We start from the raw sequence: 16453 nt of genomic DNA, 5'->3' as shown, positions 1-16453 counted from the left end.
GGGCGCGATGATCATCGATCCGAGTGGGCGCGGTCCCACCATGAAGCAGCTGTATGTGGCCGGCGCGGCCGGTCTGATCGTCTTCGGCGTCATCCTGGCTTTCCTCACGGCCCGCTACCAGGGCTACTTCGTTCCCAAGGTCAACGTGGTCGCGAACCTGTCGACCACCGGTGACGGCCTGCCGTCGGACGCCGACGTGAAGTTCCGCGGTGTGCTCGTGGGCGTGGTGAAGAACGTCGAGATCGGCAAGGACGCCGAGCAGAAGGTGAACATCGAGCTCAAGCCCGAGTTCGCCGACGGCATCCCCAACACCGTCACCGCCCGCGTGGTGCCCTCCAACCTGTTCGCGGTCACCTCCGTGGAGCTGGTCTACAACGGTGCGAACAGCCAGCACCTGAAGGAGGGCTCGCAGATCCCCGAGGACCGCAGCCAGGGCACCATCGCGCTGCAGGACACGCTCACCACGGTGCGCGACATCCTCGACGAGGTCGATCCGGTGCAGTTCGGTCGCGTGCTCGGCACGCTCACCCAGGCACTCGACGGCAGCGGCCGGGTCCCCGGCTCGACCATTCAGCGCCTCGACCACTGGCTGACCACGGTCGCCGACGCGGGCCCGAACGTGGGCGGCATGCTGGACAACTTTTCCAACTCCGCGCACGCGCTGAACCAGTCGGCGCCGGAACTGCTCGACGTGCTCGGCTCCTCGGTGCAGACCGCGAACACCATCGCCACCAAGCGCGAACAGCTGATCGCGCTGCTGGCCGGTGCGAGCGCCACCACCGACCGGGTGAACGACCTGTTCGCGTCGAATCCCGATGTGGGCAAGGAAGTCACGGTCGGCATGAACGCCACCCTGGGTGCGCTGGCCGCCGACCCCGCGTCGATCACCAGGACCTTCCAGGTCTTCGGTCCCTCGCTGGCCCAGCTCAACACCACCTTCCACGGTGGCCCGAGCGGCAAGCAGATGGTGTGGAACGCCGGCCTGACCTTCACGCCGTACCAGCCCAACACCGTCGCCGACTGCCCGCGCTACGGCGACCTGCTCGGACCGAGCTGCTTCACCGCACCGGCCGAGGCCTCGCTGCCGGCGATCCCGGACAACCTGCGTCCGCGCAGGCTCGACACGGCCGCGGGCCTCCCGCCGCTGGTGTCGATCCCGGGCATGCCCGACATCCCGGGTCTCACCAGTCCCGGTGTCGCGCCGATGCACACGGCCAACGGCACCGAGATCAAGCCGTTCCAGGGCACCCCGCTCGAGGGCCTCGTCCCGTCGATCCAGATTCCGGGCCTGCCCGGTGTGCTGGGCGGCGCGCCCGCTCCCGCGGCCGCTCCGGCCGCGGCGCCCGCTCCGGCGAGCGTGCCCACCGCGACACCGATCTCCTACTCCGGTGACGCGGCGATGACTCAGCTGCTCGGTCGCAAGCCGAACGCGTCCGAATATCTGCTGCTCGGTCCGATTTTGAAGGGCGGAACCCTGCAAGTGTCCGAAAACGGGGGTGGCGCATGAGTATCCGTAAGCCACTGATCGGGTTCAGTATCTTCGCGCTCGTCTCACTGCTGGTCACCGTGGTCGTGTGGAACACACTGGCCCGCACGGTCGACGGTGACACCCGCAAGTACACCGCGATCTTCACCGACGTCCTCGGGCTGCGGCCCGGCGACGATGTCCGGATGGCCGGCGTGCGCGTCGGCAAGGTCGAAACCATCGAGCTCGACGGCAAGAACGACGCCAAGGTGTCGTTCATCGTGCAGAGCGACCAGACCCTGTTCAACGACACCAAGGCGCTGGTCAGGTACCAGAACCTGATCGGTCAGCGCTACGTTGCGCTGACCCCGGGCGCGACGCCGAGCCCGGAGCCGCTCAAGAGCGGCTCCACCATTCCGCTCGACCGCACCGAGCCCTCGTTCGACATCTCGGCCCTGCTCAACGGTTTCCAGCCGCTGTTCCAGGCGCTCGAGCCCGCCGAGGTCAACGCGATGTCGGAGACCCTGATCCAGGCGCTGCAGGGCGATGGGGTCTCGCTGTCGGCGTTCATCGTTCAGGCGGCCCAGCTGGCCACCGATTTCCAGCGTCGCGACGCGATCCTGTCCGACGTGATCACCAACCTGTCCGGTGTGATGGCCGGGTTGGCGAAGCGAGGGGATGAATTGGAGACCCTGATTACCCAGACCAGGGCACTGATCGGCGGACTCTACGACCAGGGTCAGTCGCTGCAGGCGTCCACGGTCACCCTCGCCGATTCCACGACCGCGCTGGTCGGGATGATGACCAAGATCCAGCCGAAGCTGGCTGCGACCCAGAACTCGACCACCGCGGCGCTGAATCTGCTGCTGGCCAACGGTGCCAAGCTCGACCAGGTCGCGATCGACATGCCTTCGATGCTCGCCGACCTCGGCCGGATGACATCGGAAGGCACCCACGCCAACGCCTACCTGTGTGGTCTGGACATCTCGCTGTACGGGGTTCTGTTCCCGCGCGGCCTGGTCAGCCAGATCGGTGGCACCGGCCATTCCGAGGTGTGCAGATGAGCAAGATCAAGTCAGCCTTCGTCGGCAACCGCAACTTCTGGCTGGGGGTGGTCGGTGCGCTGTGCATCGTGCTGCTGCTGGTCGGTTCGAGCATCTTCCAGTTCATCGGGCTCGGAAAACAGTCCATCGACGCCGAATTCGTGCAGGCCGCGGGCATCAAGACCGGTGACAAGGTCGCTGTCTCGGGTGTGCAGGTCGGCACGGTCTCCGGCGCCAAGATCGAGGGCGATCACGTGGTGATCACCCTCGACGTGGACAGCTCGCTGAAGCTCGGTCCCGACGCGCACGCCGCGATCAAGATGGCGACCCTGCTCGGCGCGCGCTACGTCGACCTGCAGCCCGGCGACGGATCGGGTCTGAAGAACAAGACGATCCCGCGCAGCAACACCGACGTGCCGTACAACATCGCCGATGTGGTGCAGGTCGGTACGCCGAAGTTCGAGGCGCTCGACACCAAGAAGCTCGCCGCCTCGCTCAACACCATCAACTCCCAGCTCGGCGATTCGCCGGAGCTGGTCGCCCAGGCGCTCGACAGTGTCGGCGCGGTCGCGAAGGTCGTCGACCAGCGCAAGGGTGAGGTCGACAGTCTGATCAAGGACCTCAACCGGGTCACCCAGCTGCTCGCCGACAACCGCAACTCGATCCTGCTCGTGATCACCCAGGGCGAGGCCATCGCCAACCGGGTGATGGAACGGCAGAGCCTGCTGCGCCAGCTGCTGGACAACGTCGCCACGCTGACCCGTCAGCTGGAGGAGATCGGCGCCCAGAACGGCGACCAGTTCGGCGGCACCATCAGCCAGCTCAACACCATGGCCGAGGGTCTGCAGAAGAACAAGGACAATCTCGACAAGCTGCTGCAGATCGGTCAGCCCACGGCGCGCTACTTCAACAACGCGCTCGGCAACGGTAACTACGGCTCGGTCGCACTGCCGTGGTTGTTCCCGGACAACTGGCTGTGCTTCGTTCAGGTGATCCAGGGGTGCCAAGGATGAAACTGACCAACAGGCTCCGCATCGCGCGGACCATGATGATCGCCACCACCGCGCTGGCCCTCGGCAGCTGCTCGCTGATGCCGAGCCAGTTCGACGACGCGCTCGGCCGCTCGACCAAGATCACCGCCGACTTCGAGAACATCGCCGGCATGTACGAGGGCAACGAGATCATGGTCCTCGGTCTCGCGGTGGGCAAGGTCGACAAGATCGTGCCCAAGGGCACCTACGTCGAGGTCCACATGACCATCGACGCCGGCGTCAAGGTCCCGAAAGACGCGATCGCGGCGATCATTTCGCCCTCGATCGTCACCGATCGCCACATCGAGGTGAGCCCGCCGTTCACCGGCGGTGAGACACTGAAGTCCGGCGATCACCTGCCCAAGGCGCGCACCAGGACCCCGGTCGAGCTGGACACGATGATCAAGACCATCGACCAGTTCGCCGCCTCGCTGAAGCCCGAACCCGGCCAGGAGGGTCTGGGCCCGCTGTCGGGCCGGGTGCTCTACCCGGTGCTCAACGGCAACGGTCAGAAGATCCGCGAGACCCTCGACGCGCTCTCGGGTGCTTTGAAGGTCGGTGTCGACAACAAGGACGCCATCGCCAACATCATCATCAAGCTCAACGAGCTCACGACGATGCTGGCCGACAACGATCAGTCGGTGCGCGACTTCAGCGACCGGGTGACCGCCATGTCGGGGCTGCTCGCCGACCAGGCCCCCGGTCTGCAGGCCACCCTCGACCAGCTCAACCAGTTCCTGAACAACACCTCGACGACCTTCGCCGGGCATCAGGAAGAACTGGCCGCCTCGCTGACCGGCCTGACCACCGTCACCAACCAGTTGCGCGCCAACTCCGGCGCGATGGTCGAGATCGTCGACGTGGTGCCGCTGCTCATGCAGAACATCGACGGCGCGATCAACAAGGAAAAGGGCTTCGTCCGCCTGCAGGCGCTGATCGGCACCGCCCTCTCGGGCGAGATCGTCAGCGCGTTCTGTGAGCGGATCCAGATGCGGCCCGATGGGTGCCGCACCACCGGCAACGTCCAGGACTTCGGCCCCGACTACGGGCTCACCGCCGCACTGCTCGGACTGACGAAATGAACCGACGAATGACGATGAAGGCCCGCCGCGCGCTGCTCTCCGCGGCCGCACTGGCCACGGTCACGATCACGACCGGCTGTGGCTTCACTGTAGAGGACCTGCCGCTGCCCAAACCGGGCACCGGCGGCGACACCTACACCCTGCACGCGAAGTTCGAGAACGCGCTGAACCTGCCCGATCAGGCCAAGGTGAAGGTCGGTGGTTCCGATGTCGGCGTCGTGTCGGCGATCACGACCAAGAACTTCGAAGCTCTGATCGACATGGAGATCAACACCGATTTCAAGCTGCCGAAGGGCAGTACGGCGGAGTTGCGCCAGGCCACTCCCCTCGGTGACGTCTTCATCGCGCTGAGCAGCCCGAAGAACGCGGCGGGCGCGCCCGATATGGCCGCGGGCGACACGTTCACCCTGGAAGCCACCTCGGCCGGCGCCACGGTGGAAGAGCTGCTGGTCTCGGTGTCGATGCTGTTCAACGGCGGCGGTGTCGCCAGCCTGAGCCGGCTCGGCACCGAACTCGGCTCGATTCTCAACGGGCACGGCACCGAACTCGGCCATCTGATCTACGAGATGACCGGTGTCATCGGCGAACTGAACGCCAACAGCACCAAGGTCGACTCGGTGCTGACGGAGTTCAACACCCTCGCCAACACCATCGAGGCCAACAAGGGTCAGCTCGGCCAGGTGGCCGACACACTGCCCCAGGCCATCGGCGCGATCGCCGAGAACAACCGGGCGATCGGCGACCTGCTCAGCAAGCTCGCCACGGCCACCGCCGCCATCGGCGACTACTCCAACACCACCGGTGACCAGCTGTCCGAGCTGCTCACCAATCTCGACAACCTGATGAACGCGCTGGCCGCGACCGGCAGCGACTTCGGGTATGTGATGGATCAGTTGCACGCGATCCGACCCGGCGCCAACCAGACGTTCAAGGGCAAGAGCCTGGCGCCGTACGCGACGCTGACCAACCTCGATGTGGGCCTGTTGACCGACCCGGCGAACAGCAAGCTCTGGGACTTGAAAGATGTGAACGATTTCGTCGGCAGCTTCATCCAGGTGCTGCAGATCGTTCAGGGCCGAGTGGGAGGCCACCGATGAGCAGGCTGAAGAAGTTCGCGAGCAGCAAGATCTTGCTGGCGAACAGCGCGCTCGTAGTCGTGCTGTTGCTCGGTGGGTCGTACCTGCTGGTCAACGTGATGCGGGTCAACCCGCTGCGGTCCGAGTACGACGTCACCGTGAACCTGGATCGCTCCGGCGGTCTGCAGCCGGGCAACGACGTGACCATGCGCGGGTTCCGGATCGGCAAGGTCACCTCGATCGAGCTGATCAACGACGGCGAGGCGATCGCCGCCAAGACCCGGATCGACAAGGATTTCAAGATCCCGGTCGACACCATGATCCAGGTGGCGGCGCTCTCGGCCGCGGGCGAGCAGTACATCGACTTCCGTCCGAAGAGCGATGTCGGTCCGTTCCTCCGGGACGGCGCGGTGATCAAGTACAACCCGGAGCAGATCCAGACGCCGGTTCCGGTGTGGGCTGTGCTCGACGACACCAGCGCGCTGATCGCCCAGGTGAATCCGAAGCAGTTCGACGTGATCCTCGACGAGCTCGACATCGCGCTCGGTGCCGGTCCCGATCAGCTGCGCGGCCTGATCAACGGCGTCAGCCTGGTGGTCGCGGGTCTGGACAACCTGCTTCCGCAGACGGTGAACCTCATCGCCAACCTGCGGGTGATCGCCGAGACCACCTCGCACGCCCAGCCCGATCTGCAGACGCTCACCCAGAATTCGGGTGCGCTGCTCACGCAGTTCAACAACGCCAACGCCGAGCTGCAGAGCGTGCTCGACAACGCGCCTGCGCAGTTCGAAACGCTCGGCGCGGTGCTCGACGCGACCGCCGATCCGATCAGTTCGCTGGCGGCCAACTTCGTGGCGATCACCAAGGCCGCGCAGCTGCGTACGCCCGCGCTGCGGCTGCTGTTCCCGTCGCTGGCACTGGGGCTCGGGTCGATCAGCGCTCCGGCGCACGACGGCGAGTTCCACACCATCATCGACATCTGGCCGCGCCCGACGTGTAACTACGACACCGCGTACCGGCGCAACGAAGAGGTACAGGACGGCAGCATTCCGAAGTGGAACTACTGCACCAACCCGACCTCTGACCTGCAGATCCGTGGTTCGGCCAACGCCCCGCGGCCGAACGTGCCCAACAACGGCGCGCAGATGCCGCCCGGTGTCGACCCGAATGAGCGGACACCCATTCCCGCCAAGTGAGATGGTGCCCGGCCAGGCTGTTCACAGCTCGACCGGGCATACTCGCGGGGAAGAACGTGTGGCCCGGCTCACGGACCACGATCGGAAATCGGTGCGATATGTGCGCCGGGAAAGAGCAGGATTGATTCGATGACCAGCGACGATGCCCAGAGTAAGTCCGATGCTGCCGCAGCAGACAAGCCCGATCTGGCGAAGGCCGACGACACTGTGAAGGGTGCGGCGGCGACTCCCGAGGTCGATCAGCCGACTGTGCAGGCACAGACCGTGACCGAGGCGCCGGCTCCGGCCGCTGCCCCGAGCGCGGCATCGAGCTCGAAGGGCTGGATCGCCGCAGGTGTGGCCGGTGTGGTCGCGGTCGGCGCGATCACCGCGGGCGTGGTGTTCTTCCTGCAGAACAGCAACAAGGCCGAGAAGCTCGACGCGATCGCCGAGTCCACCAAGGCCGCCTGTGATTACGGCGCCATCCTGGCCAACTACGACTACTCCAAGGATCTCGACGGCTACATCGCGTCGATGAAGGCGGGCGCCACCGGCGACTACCTCAAGGAGTTCAGCGACGCCAGCGATGCGCTCAAGGGCGCCATGGTGCAGGCCCAGGTCAAGTCGACCGGTGAAGACGTGCAGTGCGCCTACATCTCGGGCAGCACCGACGATGTCAAGGCCATGGTCACCATGACCCAGTACCGCACCAACTTCACCCAGACCCAGCCCGACCGGATGATGTTCGCGATCGAGATGAGCCTCGAGCACTCGGGCGACAAGTGGCTGGTCAGCAAGCTGGACTCGCCGTTGCTCAAGAACGGCGGCGGCGAGGCCGCCGGTGGTACGGCGCCCGGTCAGGCCGTTCCGTCTCCGGCTCCCGCGCCTGTCCCGACACCCGGGAACTGAGCGCACAGGAAACCGAGCCAATCGAAACGCCGCGGGCAGATTCATCGCCCGCGGCGTTTCGCTGTGCGGTCCCACTCCGGTCGCACCGCACCTAGAACAGGGTCAGAGTCCCTGCTACCGGCACTTCAGCTGCGACCGACTTCCCTGTGGAGACCGAGTTCGTGGGGACAGGCGCCGCGGGTTCCCGGCGCCGAATCCTTGCCGGTTCCGGCGCGACCGGGGCTGACTCGCGGCCGAGAGCCGGGTTCTCGCGGACGGCTCGTGCCGCTTCGCCCGCCAGTTTGTCGGCTTGTTCGTTGAAGTAGTTGCCCACGTGGCCGCGCACCCAGCGGAACCGCACCGGTCCTTCGCGGCCGGTGATGGCCCGGTCGATCTGCTTGATGATCTCGACGTTCTTCACCGCGCCGCCGGTGGAGGTGCGCCAGCCGTTGCGTCGCCAGCTGGTGATCCATTCCGAGGCGCACTTGATGGCGTACTGGGAGTCGCTCTCGATGAGCATCGGTTCGGCGCCGGGGTGGGCGAGGATGGCTTCCAGTACCCCGCGCAGTTCGGCGATCTGGTTGGTGCCGCTGGCCGCGCCACCACTGTCGGCGGGCCCGGAATGATTCACCCATGCCCAGCCGATGGCACCACCGGGATTGCGCAGGCAGGACCCGTCGGTGCTCACGATGATCATGACCGCCACCCTAGGCGATGCGGCCGACAAGATCGGTACCGTGGAATGCCTCTATCTCCCTTCGCAACCGCGATTCCGTTCGGCGCAGTGCCGATTTCGCGGCCGCGTCGACGAGGCCGTGGCACAGGCGGCCGAACATGCCGCGTGGTGGTGGATAGTCGGCTTCGGAGGTCAGCACCGACCGTTCGTAGCCGAGTGGATCGAATCGCAGGGTAACGGTTCCGTATACCCGCCCACGCAGGGTATACCCGATAACGGCATTGCGCCGATATTCGGTGATCTCCACCGATGAACGCAGCGGGATCACTCCGAACAACCGGACTTTCACCGCGAACGCGGCGCCCAAGCCCTGATCCGGTTCGCCCAGCGGCGCGACGTCGGTGACGCCGACCAGCCACTGCGGCGCGTGGCGGAAATCCTCGGTGTAGGCGAAGGCGGCATCAACCGGTGCGCCGACGTCACTCGCAAACCTGATGTGGCCCATCGGCCCTCCCTGCTCCGGATGGGTTTCCTCGCCCACGCGTACAGGAGCCAAAAGTACTACAAATATCCTCTTTATTTAGCGGAATGGAGTTGTTCGACCAGGTATTCCGCAATCGGCATCGCCGACGTGGCGGCCGGGGACGGTGCGTTGAGCACGTGGATGGAGCGCGGCGTGCGTTCGATGAGGAAGTCGTGCACCAGCGTGCCGTCACGCAGCACCGCCTGGGCCCGGATGCCCGCACGGTGCGGGAGCAGGTCGTTGGTGCTGAGTTCGGGGCAATATTTGCGGCATTCGGCGAGGTAGCCGCGCTTGAACACCGAATTGCGGAGCTCGCGGATCCCGGTGGCGAGATGGTCGCGGGCCACCCGGCGCACGCCGGTGAAACTCAGCACGTCGATGGCGTCACGTCGGTTCACGCTGCCCTTGCGATACCCCTCCCGCGACAGCCCGAGCACCGCGTTGGGGCCGACGGTGAGTTCGCCGTCGATGGTGGGACTCAGGTGCACGCCGAGGAACGGCAGCGCGGGGTCGGGCACCGGATAGATCAGCGTGCGTACCAGATCCGATCGCTCGGCGGGGAGCCGGTAGTACTCGCCACGGAACGGAACGATCCGAAAGTCCGTTTCTATCCCGGCCTTTCGTGCCATCCGGTCGGCCTGCAGGCCCGCGCACACGATCAGTGTGCCCGCGGTGACCGAACCACCCGGACCCGAAACCGTGACGGCGGAGACACTCTCGGTGATCGCCTCGACTGCGGTGCCGAGCAGAATCCTGCCGCCCATCGACTCGACCTCGGCGGCGAGCGCGGCGGTGACCAACGTGTAGTCGATGATGCCGGTGGCGGGCACGAACAGCGCGCCGACCCCAGCGATCCGTGGTTCGCGCCGCCGCAGTTCGGCCGCGTCGATCGCCTCGACCTCCACGCCGTTGGCGATCGAACGCTCGTACAGCGCCAGCATCCGCGCGTGTTCGGCGGAATCGGTGGCTACCAGCAACTTTCCGCATTCACGGAACGGAATGTCGTGGGCCGCGGCGAATTCCTTCGTCCATCGCGCGCCGGCCCGGCACAGCCGTGCCTTCAAACTGTCCGGGGGGTAATAGATCCCGGAGTGGATGACGCCGCTGTTGTGCCCGGTCTGATGCGCGCCGAGCGTGTCTTCCTTCTCGATGAGCACCAGGCTCGCCTCGGGATGCTGGGTCAGCAACCGATGCGCGGTGGCCACGCCGACGATGCCGCCGCCGACCACACAGAAGTCGTACGCACCGTTCGAGGTGCCGCGAGGAGTCACACGCCGACGGTAGTCGGCAGTTCCCCGGTCGCGGATCGCGGTGCCTCGGCGTCGCCCTCGTCTTCGGACGATTCCGCGGTGGTGCCGGGGGTCTCGGCCGGTTCGGTGCCTGCACCCTCGACCCGCAACGTGTGGCTGCCGAGGCCGGGATCCGACAGCACGAAAACCAACTCGCCACGGCGCGCGTCGAATTCGGTGTGCAGCGCGGTGACCGCGGCCGGATCCACCGCCAGGCCGAGGTATTTCGCCGCCACCGTGACGAGGTTGGTGTCGACGGTGAACGCCACGGTATCGCTGCGCGGCGGCGTCACCTGCGCGCCGACATAGGTGCCGCCGATCCCGACCCGCCCGGTCAGCGGTGAATTACCTGGTCGCGCACCGACTCCGGACTGCTGCGCGGTGATCGGCGTGCGCGTGGCGGCGGGGTCGGAGCGCTCGGTGGACAGCGTCGGCGCGCCGAAGGACATGGCCAGCTCCACACCGCCGACGCGGGGTGCGGAGTCCTCGATCGAGAAGGGGCGGTGGTGGCCGGGATTCGGCGTCGCGGCCGGTCCCGCGAATTCGGTGGGCGGCGGTGCCAGTTCCGGCATGTGATTGACGATGTAGGCGCCCGCGGCCACGGTGAGGCAGAGGCTGGCGGCGCCGGAGAAGATGATCGCGGACAGGCGCACGATCTGAGCAGGCCGATGTGCGGTCACGATGCGGTTCCCTCCTGTGGCTGTGGGTATACCCGAGTAGAGCGGGCCCGCATCGTTGAAAGCCACGTGCTGATACCTACGGTACCGAGTACCGCGCGCGGTGAGCGCCTCCCACGGCTGAGATCAGAGCCACATCCGAAACGGCGCCGTATCAGTCCTAGTCGGGGCGGGTTTTCGGCTGGGCAAGTGTTTCTCACACCCGGTATCGGGTATCTGAAGGGAGCAGGCGAGCGTCATTCACGACTGCCACGGTGGTCACCCCCGGCCAACGAAGTCCGGGGCAGTCGGCACGAATGGCGCTCTGGGAAGGCGCTCGCCTGTTCTCATGCTGACTTTCAGGCGAACTGGCCTGCGTGGCGGCCTGGTCCGGGCGGGCCGGCGAAGGCCTGGGCGATGCCGAGCCAGTGGTCGGCGTCCGGGCCCTCGGTGGTCAGGGCGGTGTCTTCGCGGTGGCGGCGCTGGGTCGCCACGAGGCAGAAGTCGATGGCGGGGCCGGTGACGCGCTGGGGTGCGTCTTCGGGGCCCCAGGTCCACAGAGTGCCGTCGGGGGCGGTCAGTTCCACGCGGAATTCATCGGTGGGGCCGGATTCGCCGTTGACCAGGTAGGCGTAGTTCCTGGCGCGGACGCTGATGTGGGCCACTGTGCGCAGGCGGGCGGTGGGGACGCGGGTGACGTCGAGCGCGTCGGCGACGTCCTGCCCGTGGGCCCAGGTTTCCATGATGCGGGCCGAGATCATCGACGCGGCGCTCATCGGCGGGCCGAACCACGGCAGCTTGGTGCCCGCGGGGACGGCGGCCAGCGCGGCGATCAACTGCTCGCGTCCGGTCTGCCAGCGAACCAGCAGGTCGGCGGGTGGGGTCTGGGCGATTTCCTCGGCGCCGTCGTCGACGATGGTCAGGCCGCGCGGGGCCGCTTCGGCGAGGAAGGCCGCGAAGCCCTCGGCGTCGGTGGCGGCGATCAGCGATACCTCGTCGGTCCAGGTCAGGTGGGCGATCTGGGTGGCGATGTCCCAGCGTGGCGCGGGTGTCGGCGTCTGCCACTGCTCGGGGGTCAGCGGTGCGACCAGGTTTTCCAGATCCGCGCATTCGGCGGCGTAATCGTCGAGCAGCGCTGCGAGGTCAGCCATGGAGTTCCCTTGCCGATCATGGCGCGACCCGGTGCCGGTGCGCCGTCGTCACCAAGAGTCGCAGCGACCGTCAAAAAATGCAAGCACGCGTGCTTGTTATTACCAGCCGAAGGTCAGCAGGTGGAGCGCGCCGACACCGATGCCCAGCGCCCCACCGTGCAGATACAGCAACCACGCGTCCTGTTCGACCGACGCGTAGAACATCTCCATGAACTCGCCGGGCGTCAATGTCCGCAGCTTGCGCGCCGCGAAGTCATCGATCTTCTTCGCCTGTTCCAGCACGAACTGCTCGTCCTCGATCATCGTGCGCGCCGAAACCAGCCCGGCGCCCGCGCCCGAGACCGCCAGATTCTCGAACTGTTTCTTGCCGAGTGCGGCTCGCACCATGAACGCGGTCGCGCCGAGCTGCTTGTGGATCTCCTCCGACACCACCCGCTCGATGAGCTGACGCGTCTTGTCCCCGTTCGGCCCTTCCAAGAGCTCGACGGAGAGGTTCTCCACGGTCAGCACCTGGTACGCCAGGATGTGGGCGAGGTCGGTGGCGGCCTGGGGCTGACGCTTGGCCAGCAGCGCCTGACGCCACAGATACTTGTAGCGCGGCTGCGGATCGCCGGGTTCGAACACCATCTTGATCGCGATCACGTTCACCGTCACGCCGATCATGGCCGACGCGAACAGCACGATCACCCAGGCCGGGATCGCGCCGAAGTACGGGATCTTCGAGTGCACGTGCAGGTAGAGCGCCAGAATCAAGCCGAAGGGCGCGCCGAGCAGACCGATCCGCGCCATGAACTTGAGTTCGGGCGCGGCGATGGTGGTGGTCAGGTCCTTCAGGATGGCCGGGTTCTTCTCCAGGTACCGGATCACGAAGTTCTTCACGTCGAGCAGCTGGTCGATATTGTCGCCGAGGCTCTCGAACGCCCGCCGGCACAGCGCGGGCAGCTGCCGGTCGACCCGCTGGTAGATGGCCTGTTTCACGGGTCTGGGCAGCGAGCGCCACAGATCGGGGTTCTCCCGGTACATGATCTCGTCGACGATCGGCTGCACCTGATCGCGCGCCCGTTCGGCGAGATAGTCGCCGATCCCGTCGAGATCGAGTTCATGGATGAAGTCGCGTGGGCTGCCGATCCGCAACAGCGCCGAATCGACGCAGATGCTCGCCATCTTCTCCGCGCGTGCCGGGATGAAGCCCTGGAAACCGAGCATGCGCCCGTCACCGGAGAACGTGGGCAGCACCTGCACGCGCCGGGGTAGGTACGGGTACAGCACGTGCAGCATCGGCACCCGGAAGCCCTTGAAGTACAGCGGCCAGAACAGCATCAGCACGCCGGTCCAGTTGGTGAGCCAACCGGCCAGCGCGCTGAAGATCGGGAAACTGATCAGCTCGACGACGAACTTCGACTGCCCCGTCAGCTCTTCCCAATCGATGAAGAGTCCGGAGGCCAGTGTGGTCATCGAGGAGCCCCCTAGTGCTGACGCGCGAAATACGTGAAGAACGTGAGGATAACAGCATGTCTGGGCACCCGATGGGGCCAGACACCGCCCTTCTCGGGCGTCCTCGGTTCAGGCCACGAATGCGGCGTGAACGTCGGTTTCCGCTTCTCCCGGGTCGGTTACACCGACACCCGAAGGGTATCGGTCAGCGCCTTCCCGTCGGCGGACTTCGGTAACCCGGCCTCTTGCTCGGGGGTCCGGGGATCGTGGAGCGTCTTGGTGAATCGTGGGCCAGCAAGCAAGGTTGATCGCCGCGTTGTGGTCACGGTCGGCACGAAACCCACACCCGCAGATAAACACTCGATCGGCCAACTTCAGGGCGGGATTGATTGTCGCGCAGGCCGAGCACCGCTTACTCGACGGGTACCAACGATCCGCGGTGGCGACCGTGCCGCTACGCCATGCCTGTTTGTAGGTCAAAAGTCGGGCGAAGTCGGCCCACCCGACATCGCTGATGCGGCCCGGGTCGCGAGGGGAGTCAACGCGAGGCGTGCGTGGGACAACCGCGCTGTCGCACGTCGGAGCTAGGCTGGCATGGCTGTTGTCTGCGTCACTGAGTTCTTCCCCCGTCGCCTGTGCAGAGGGAGTCGCTGTGAGCAATGTTCCGAAGAATCATTTCGAGCGTCCGGTCGCGGTGATCGGTGGTGGCACCTTGGGTAGAAGGATCGCCCTGATGTTCGCCACCAGGGGCGGTGAGGTCCGCATCATCGATCCCGATGGCGAGGTCGGCAACGCGGCCGTGGCCTTCGTGGAGAAACAGCTGCCCGAGGTGGCCGATACGGTGCCCGACGGCAAGCCGGGCACCGCGGAGTATGTGCCCGATCAGGCGATCGGTGTGAAGGGCGCGTGGCTGGTGGTCGAGGCGGTGCCGGAGATCCTCGACCTGAAGAAGAAGGTCTTCGCCCAGCTCGATGCCGATGCCGATGCCGACGCGATCGTCGCCTCGAACTCGTCGTCGTACGCGAGCCGGTTGTTCACCGAGGGTTTGACGACCAACGACCGGATGCTCAACACCCACTTCTATATGCCGCCGCAGTCGACGGTGCTCGACGTGATGTCGGACGGTCAGACCTCGCAGGACGTCCTCGACTTCGTCCTGAAGACCTTCCCGGAGTACGGCCTGCACCCGTACCTGGTGCGCAAGGAGTCGACCGGCTTCATCTTCAACCGCATCTGGGCCGCCATCAAGCGCGAGTCGCTCGAGGTGGTTCACGAGGGTGTGTCGATTCCCCATGATGTCGACGAGATGTTCATGCGGAATTTCGGTACCAAGGCGGGTCCGTTCCGGATGATGGACCAGGTGGGTCTGGATGTGGTGCTCGATATCGAGGAGCACTACGAGCAGGAGAACCCGAACCTGCCGAAGGGCCCGGTCGAGCTGCTCAAGAAATATGTCGACGCGGGCAAACTCGGGGTGAAGACGGGTGCGGGTTTCTACGACGACTACCCGAAGCCGAAGCAGGGCTGAGCCCCATGACCGAGATAGTCGCCCTAGATCTCGAAGCAGCTGCGATGCATGCTATTTCGCTCGACGGCAAACACGTGCGCACCGTGGTCGACGGCCTCGATCGTTTTCCCGACGGTGTCGTCGTCGACAAATTGCGTGGCCATATCTATTGGACCAACATGGGCACCCCCGACGCGCGTCCGGAGCCGGGCGTCGAACCGGAGTTCTTCTCCCGCAACGGTTCCATCGAACGGGTCGACCTCGACGGCGGCAACCGCACCACGATCGTCCCGATCGGCGCCTTCACCACCGGCAAACAGCTCGCCGCCGATGTCGAAGGGGGCAGGCTGTATTGGTGTGATCGCGAGGGCATGCAGGTTCTCACCTGTGATCTGAACGGTGACGACCTGCACGCCCTCGTGGTGACCGGCGAGGGCGATGCCGACGCCTCCCTCCCGCGCAACTGGTGCGTCGGCATCTGCCTCGACCTCGACCGCCGCCTGCTCTACTGGACGCAGAAGGGCGCGGCCAAGGGCGGCGAGGGCCGGATCTTCCGCACTCGGATGGATCTGCCCCCCGGCGCGGATCCTGCCGCCCGCACCGATATCGAGCTGCTCTGGGAGAACCTGCCCGAGCCGATCGATGTCGAACTCCACGGTCTCGGCGATCTCGTCTGGACCGACCGCGGTGCCGCCCCCCGCGGCAACGCGCTGTACGAGGCCAAGGTCCAGCCGGAGGTCGGAACCCCGGCGATCATCTCCACCGGCTACCGCGAGGCGATCGGCGTCACCGGTTTCGATTCCCGCTTCTATGTGAGCGATCTCGGCGGCACGATCCGCCTGGTCGACATCGGCACCGGTACCGATACCGACCTGGTCCGTATCGGCAGCCCGCTCACGGGTATCGCCCTGGCCGACCTGTAGCGCCGCGGTTCCCGCTCGCGGGCGGGAACCGCCGACCGCAGCACGGCTTGCACGGCGAGGCCGACACACCGGCCCACCGGCATCCGGCTGCCCAGCATGATCAGGTTCATGACTCGTCCGCCCTGGCGTAGATGGCAGCTCGGTCGCGGTGGGTGAGCACCGGGCAGATCTCCACCCGGTCGGGGCCGGGCAGCAGGGCGGGGTCCTCCCCCGGCAGCAGTTCGGTGGCCAGGATCGCCTCGCGCACCGCGTGCAGGGCGTCCTCGGTCTCCGCGATGCCGATCACCATGCCGGAGCCGTCGGCGCGCCGCAGTTCGTAGAAGTCGAGCAGCCCAGGCACTCCCGCGACGGCGGGCTCGATGCGGTTGGCGTTGGCGAAGTCGACGGCGGCGAGTTCGGTCGCCGTGCGTGGCTGGTCGAACCAGATGACGTGTGCGTACATGATTTCTTCTCCTGAACTGGGGGAATCGGATAGCTCAAGCGTCGCGCCGAACGGCATCGCGCGGATCAGTGCCGGTACGTATTCGCAGTACT

The 16453-nt window shown here is 66.2% G+C and carries 17 protein-coding genes; 9 read left to right on the top strand and 8 right to left on the bottom strand.

From position 1 onward, the window contains the following. Window positions 1-7 precede the first annotated feature (7 nt). From ACWFRF_RS10755 to ACWFRF_RS10725, 7 genes are all read left to right on the top strand, one after another. A complete protein-coding gene (locus ACWFRF_RS10755; protein WP_379314141.1) occupies window positions 8-1507 on the top strand; it encodes an MlaD family protein in 1500 nt (499 codons plus the stop codon). After that, a complete protein-coding gene (locus tag ACWFRF_RS10750; RefSeq protein WP_452449722.1) occupies window positions 1504-2529 on the top strand; it encodes an MCE family protein in 1026 nt (341 codons plus the stop codon). The genes ACWFRF_RS10755 and ACWFRF_RS10750 overlap by 4 nt, the downstream gene beginning before the upstream one ends. Next, window positions 2526-3521 carry an MCE family protein gene (locus ACWFRF_RS10745; protein WP_378989337.1) on the top strand — a complete coding sequence of 332 codons (996 nt, stop codon included), beginning with the start codon at window positions 2526-2528 and terminating at the stop codon, window positions 3519-3521. Before ACWFRF_RS10750 ends, ACWFRF_RS10745 begins: the two co-directional genes overlap by 4 nt. Continuing rightward, entirely contained in the window at window positions 3518-4621 is a 1104-nt protein-coding gene (locus ACWFRF_RS10740; RefSeq protein WP_449966685.1) for an MlaD family protein, read from the top strand. Before ACWFRF_RS10745 ends, ACWFRF_RS10740 begins: the two co-directional genes overlap by 4 nt. Before the next feature lie 8 nt (window positions 4622-4629). After that, the gene (locus ACWFRF_RS10735; protein ID WP_378989334.1) at window positions 4630-5718 is read left to right on the top strand and encodes an MCE family protein; all 1089 of its coding nucleotides are present in this window, start codon (window positions 4630-4632) and stop codon (window positions 5716-5718) included. Further along, complete coding sequence (locus tag ACWFRF_RS10730) at window positions 5715-6893, top strand: MlaD family protein (RefSeq protein WP_378989332.1); 1179 nt, start codon at window positions 5715-5717, stop codon at window positions 6891-6893. The genes ACWFRF_RS10735 and ACWFRF_RS10730 overlap by 4 nt, the downstream gene beginning before the upstream one ends. A 129-nt stretch (window positions 6894-7022) precedes the next feature. Then, the gene (locus ACWFRF_RS10725) at window positions 7023-7781 is read left to right on the top strand and encodes a hypothetical protein (RefSeq protein ID WP_378989331.1); all 759 of its coding nucleotides are present in this window, start codon (window positions 7023-7025) and stop codon (window positions 7779-7781) included. A 91-nt stretch (window positions 7782-7872) separates the two neighbouring features. On the opposite strand, the gene ACWFRF_RS10720 is transcribed toward ACWFRF_RS10725, so the two are convergent. From ACWFRF_RS10720 to ACWFRF_RS10690, 7 genes are all read right to left on the bottom strand, one after another. Continuing rightward, a complete protein-coding gene (locus ACWFRF_RS10720) occupies window positions 7873-8457 on the bottom strand; it encodes a ribonuclease H family protein (protein ID WP_378989330.1) in 585 nt (194 codons plus the stop codon). A gap of 10 nt (window positions 8458-8467) precedes the next feature. Continuing rightward, the gene (locus ACWFRF_RS10715; protein ID WP_378989329.1) at window positions 8468-8941 is read right to left on the bottom strand and encodes an SRPBCC family protein; all 474 of its coding nucleotides are present in this window, start codon (window positions 8939-8941) and stop codon (window positions 8468-8470) included. A 71-nt stretch (window positions 8942-9012) separates the two neighbouring features. Beyond that, a complete protein-coding gene (lhgO, locus tag ACWFRF_RS10710; protein ID WP_452449717.1) occupies window positions 9013-10230 on the bottom strand; it encodes an L-2-hydroxyglutarate oxidase in 1218 nt (405 codons plus the stop codon). Further along, the gene (locus ACWFRF_RS10705; RefSeq protein WP_378989327.1) at window positions 10227-10928 is read right to left on the bottom strand and encodes a hypothetical protein; all 702 of its coding nucleotides are present in this window, start codon (window positions 10926-10928) and stop codon (window positions 10227-10229) included. Before ACWFRF_RS10705 ends, lhgO begins: the two co-directional genes overlap by 4 nt. A gap of 335 nt (window positions 10929-11263) precedes the next feature. Continuing rightward, window positions 11264-12055 (bottom strand): TIGR03084 family metal-binding protein, encoded by a 792-nt coding sequence (locus tag ACWFRF_RS10700; protein ID WP_452449715.1) that lies wholly within the window; start codon window positions 12053-12055, stop codon window positions 11264-11266. Between the two features lie 99 nt (window positions 12056-12154). Beyond that, window positions 12155-13510, bottom strand: a complete 1356-nt coding sequence (locus ACWFRF_RS10695) for a hypothetical protein (RefSeq protein ID WP_378653593.1) — start codon at window positions 13508-13510, stop codon at window positions 12155-12157. Window positions 13511-13618: 108 nt separating this feature from the next. After that, on the bottom strand, window positions 13619-14149 hold the full coding sequence (locus tag ACWFRF_RS10690) for a zinc ribbon domain-containing protein (protein ID WP_452449713.1): 531 nt from the start codon (window positions 14147-14149) through the stop codon (window positions 13619-13621). Here ACWFRF_RS10690 and ACWFRF_RS10685 point away from each other — a divergent pair. Continuing rightward, the gene (locus ACWFRF_RS10685; RefSeq protein WP_378989322.1) at window positions 14142-15017 is read left to right on the top strand and encodes a 3-hydroxyacyl-CoA dehydrogenase family protein; all 876 of its coding nucleotides are present in this window, start codon (window positions 14142-14144) and stop codon (window positions 15015-15017) included. The two genes, ACWFRF_RS10690 and ACWFRF_RS10685, sit on opposite strands and share 8 nt — an antisense overlap. 44 nt (window positions 15018-15061) lie before the next feature. Then, window positions 15062-15919: a hypothetical protein gene (locus tag ACWFRF_RS10680; protein ID WP_378989321.1), complete on the top strand. Its 858-nt coding sequence runs from the start codon at window positions 15062-15064 to the stop codon at window positions 15917-15919. A 106-nt stretch (window positions 15920-16025) separates the two neighbouring features. Here ACWFRF_RS10680 and ACWFRF_RS10675 read toward each other — a convergent pair whose 3' ends face one another. Further along, entirely contained in the window at window positions 16026-16361 is a 336-nt protein-coding gene (locus ACWFRF_RS10675) for a hypothetical protein (RefSeq protein ID WP_378989320.1), read from the bottom strand. Window positions 16362-16453: the final 92 nt, after the last annotated feature.

Source organism: Nocardia sp. NPDC055165 (assembly GCF_053606985.1).
The sequence above is the reverse complement of the archived record's forward strand: the minus strand, read 5'-3'. Positions and strand labels throughout refer to the sequence as shown.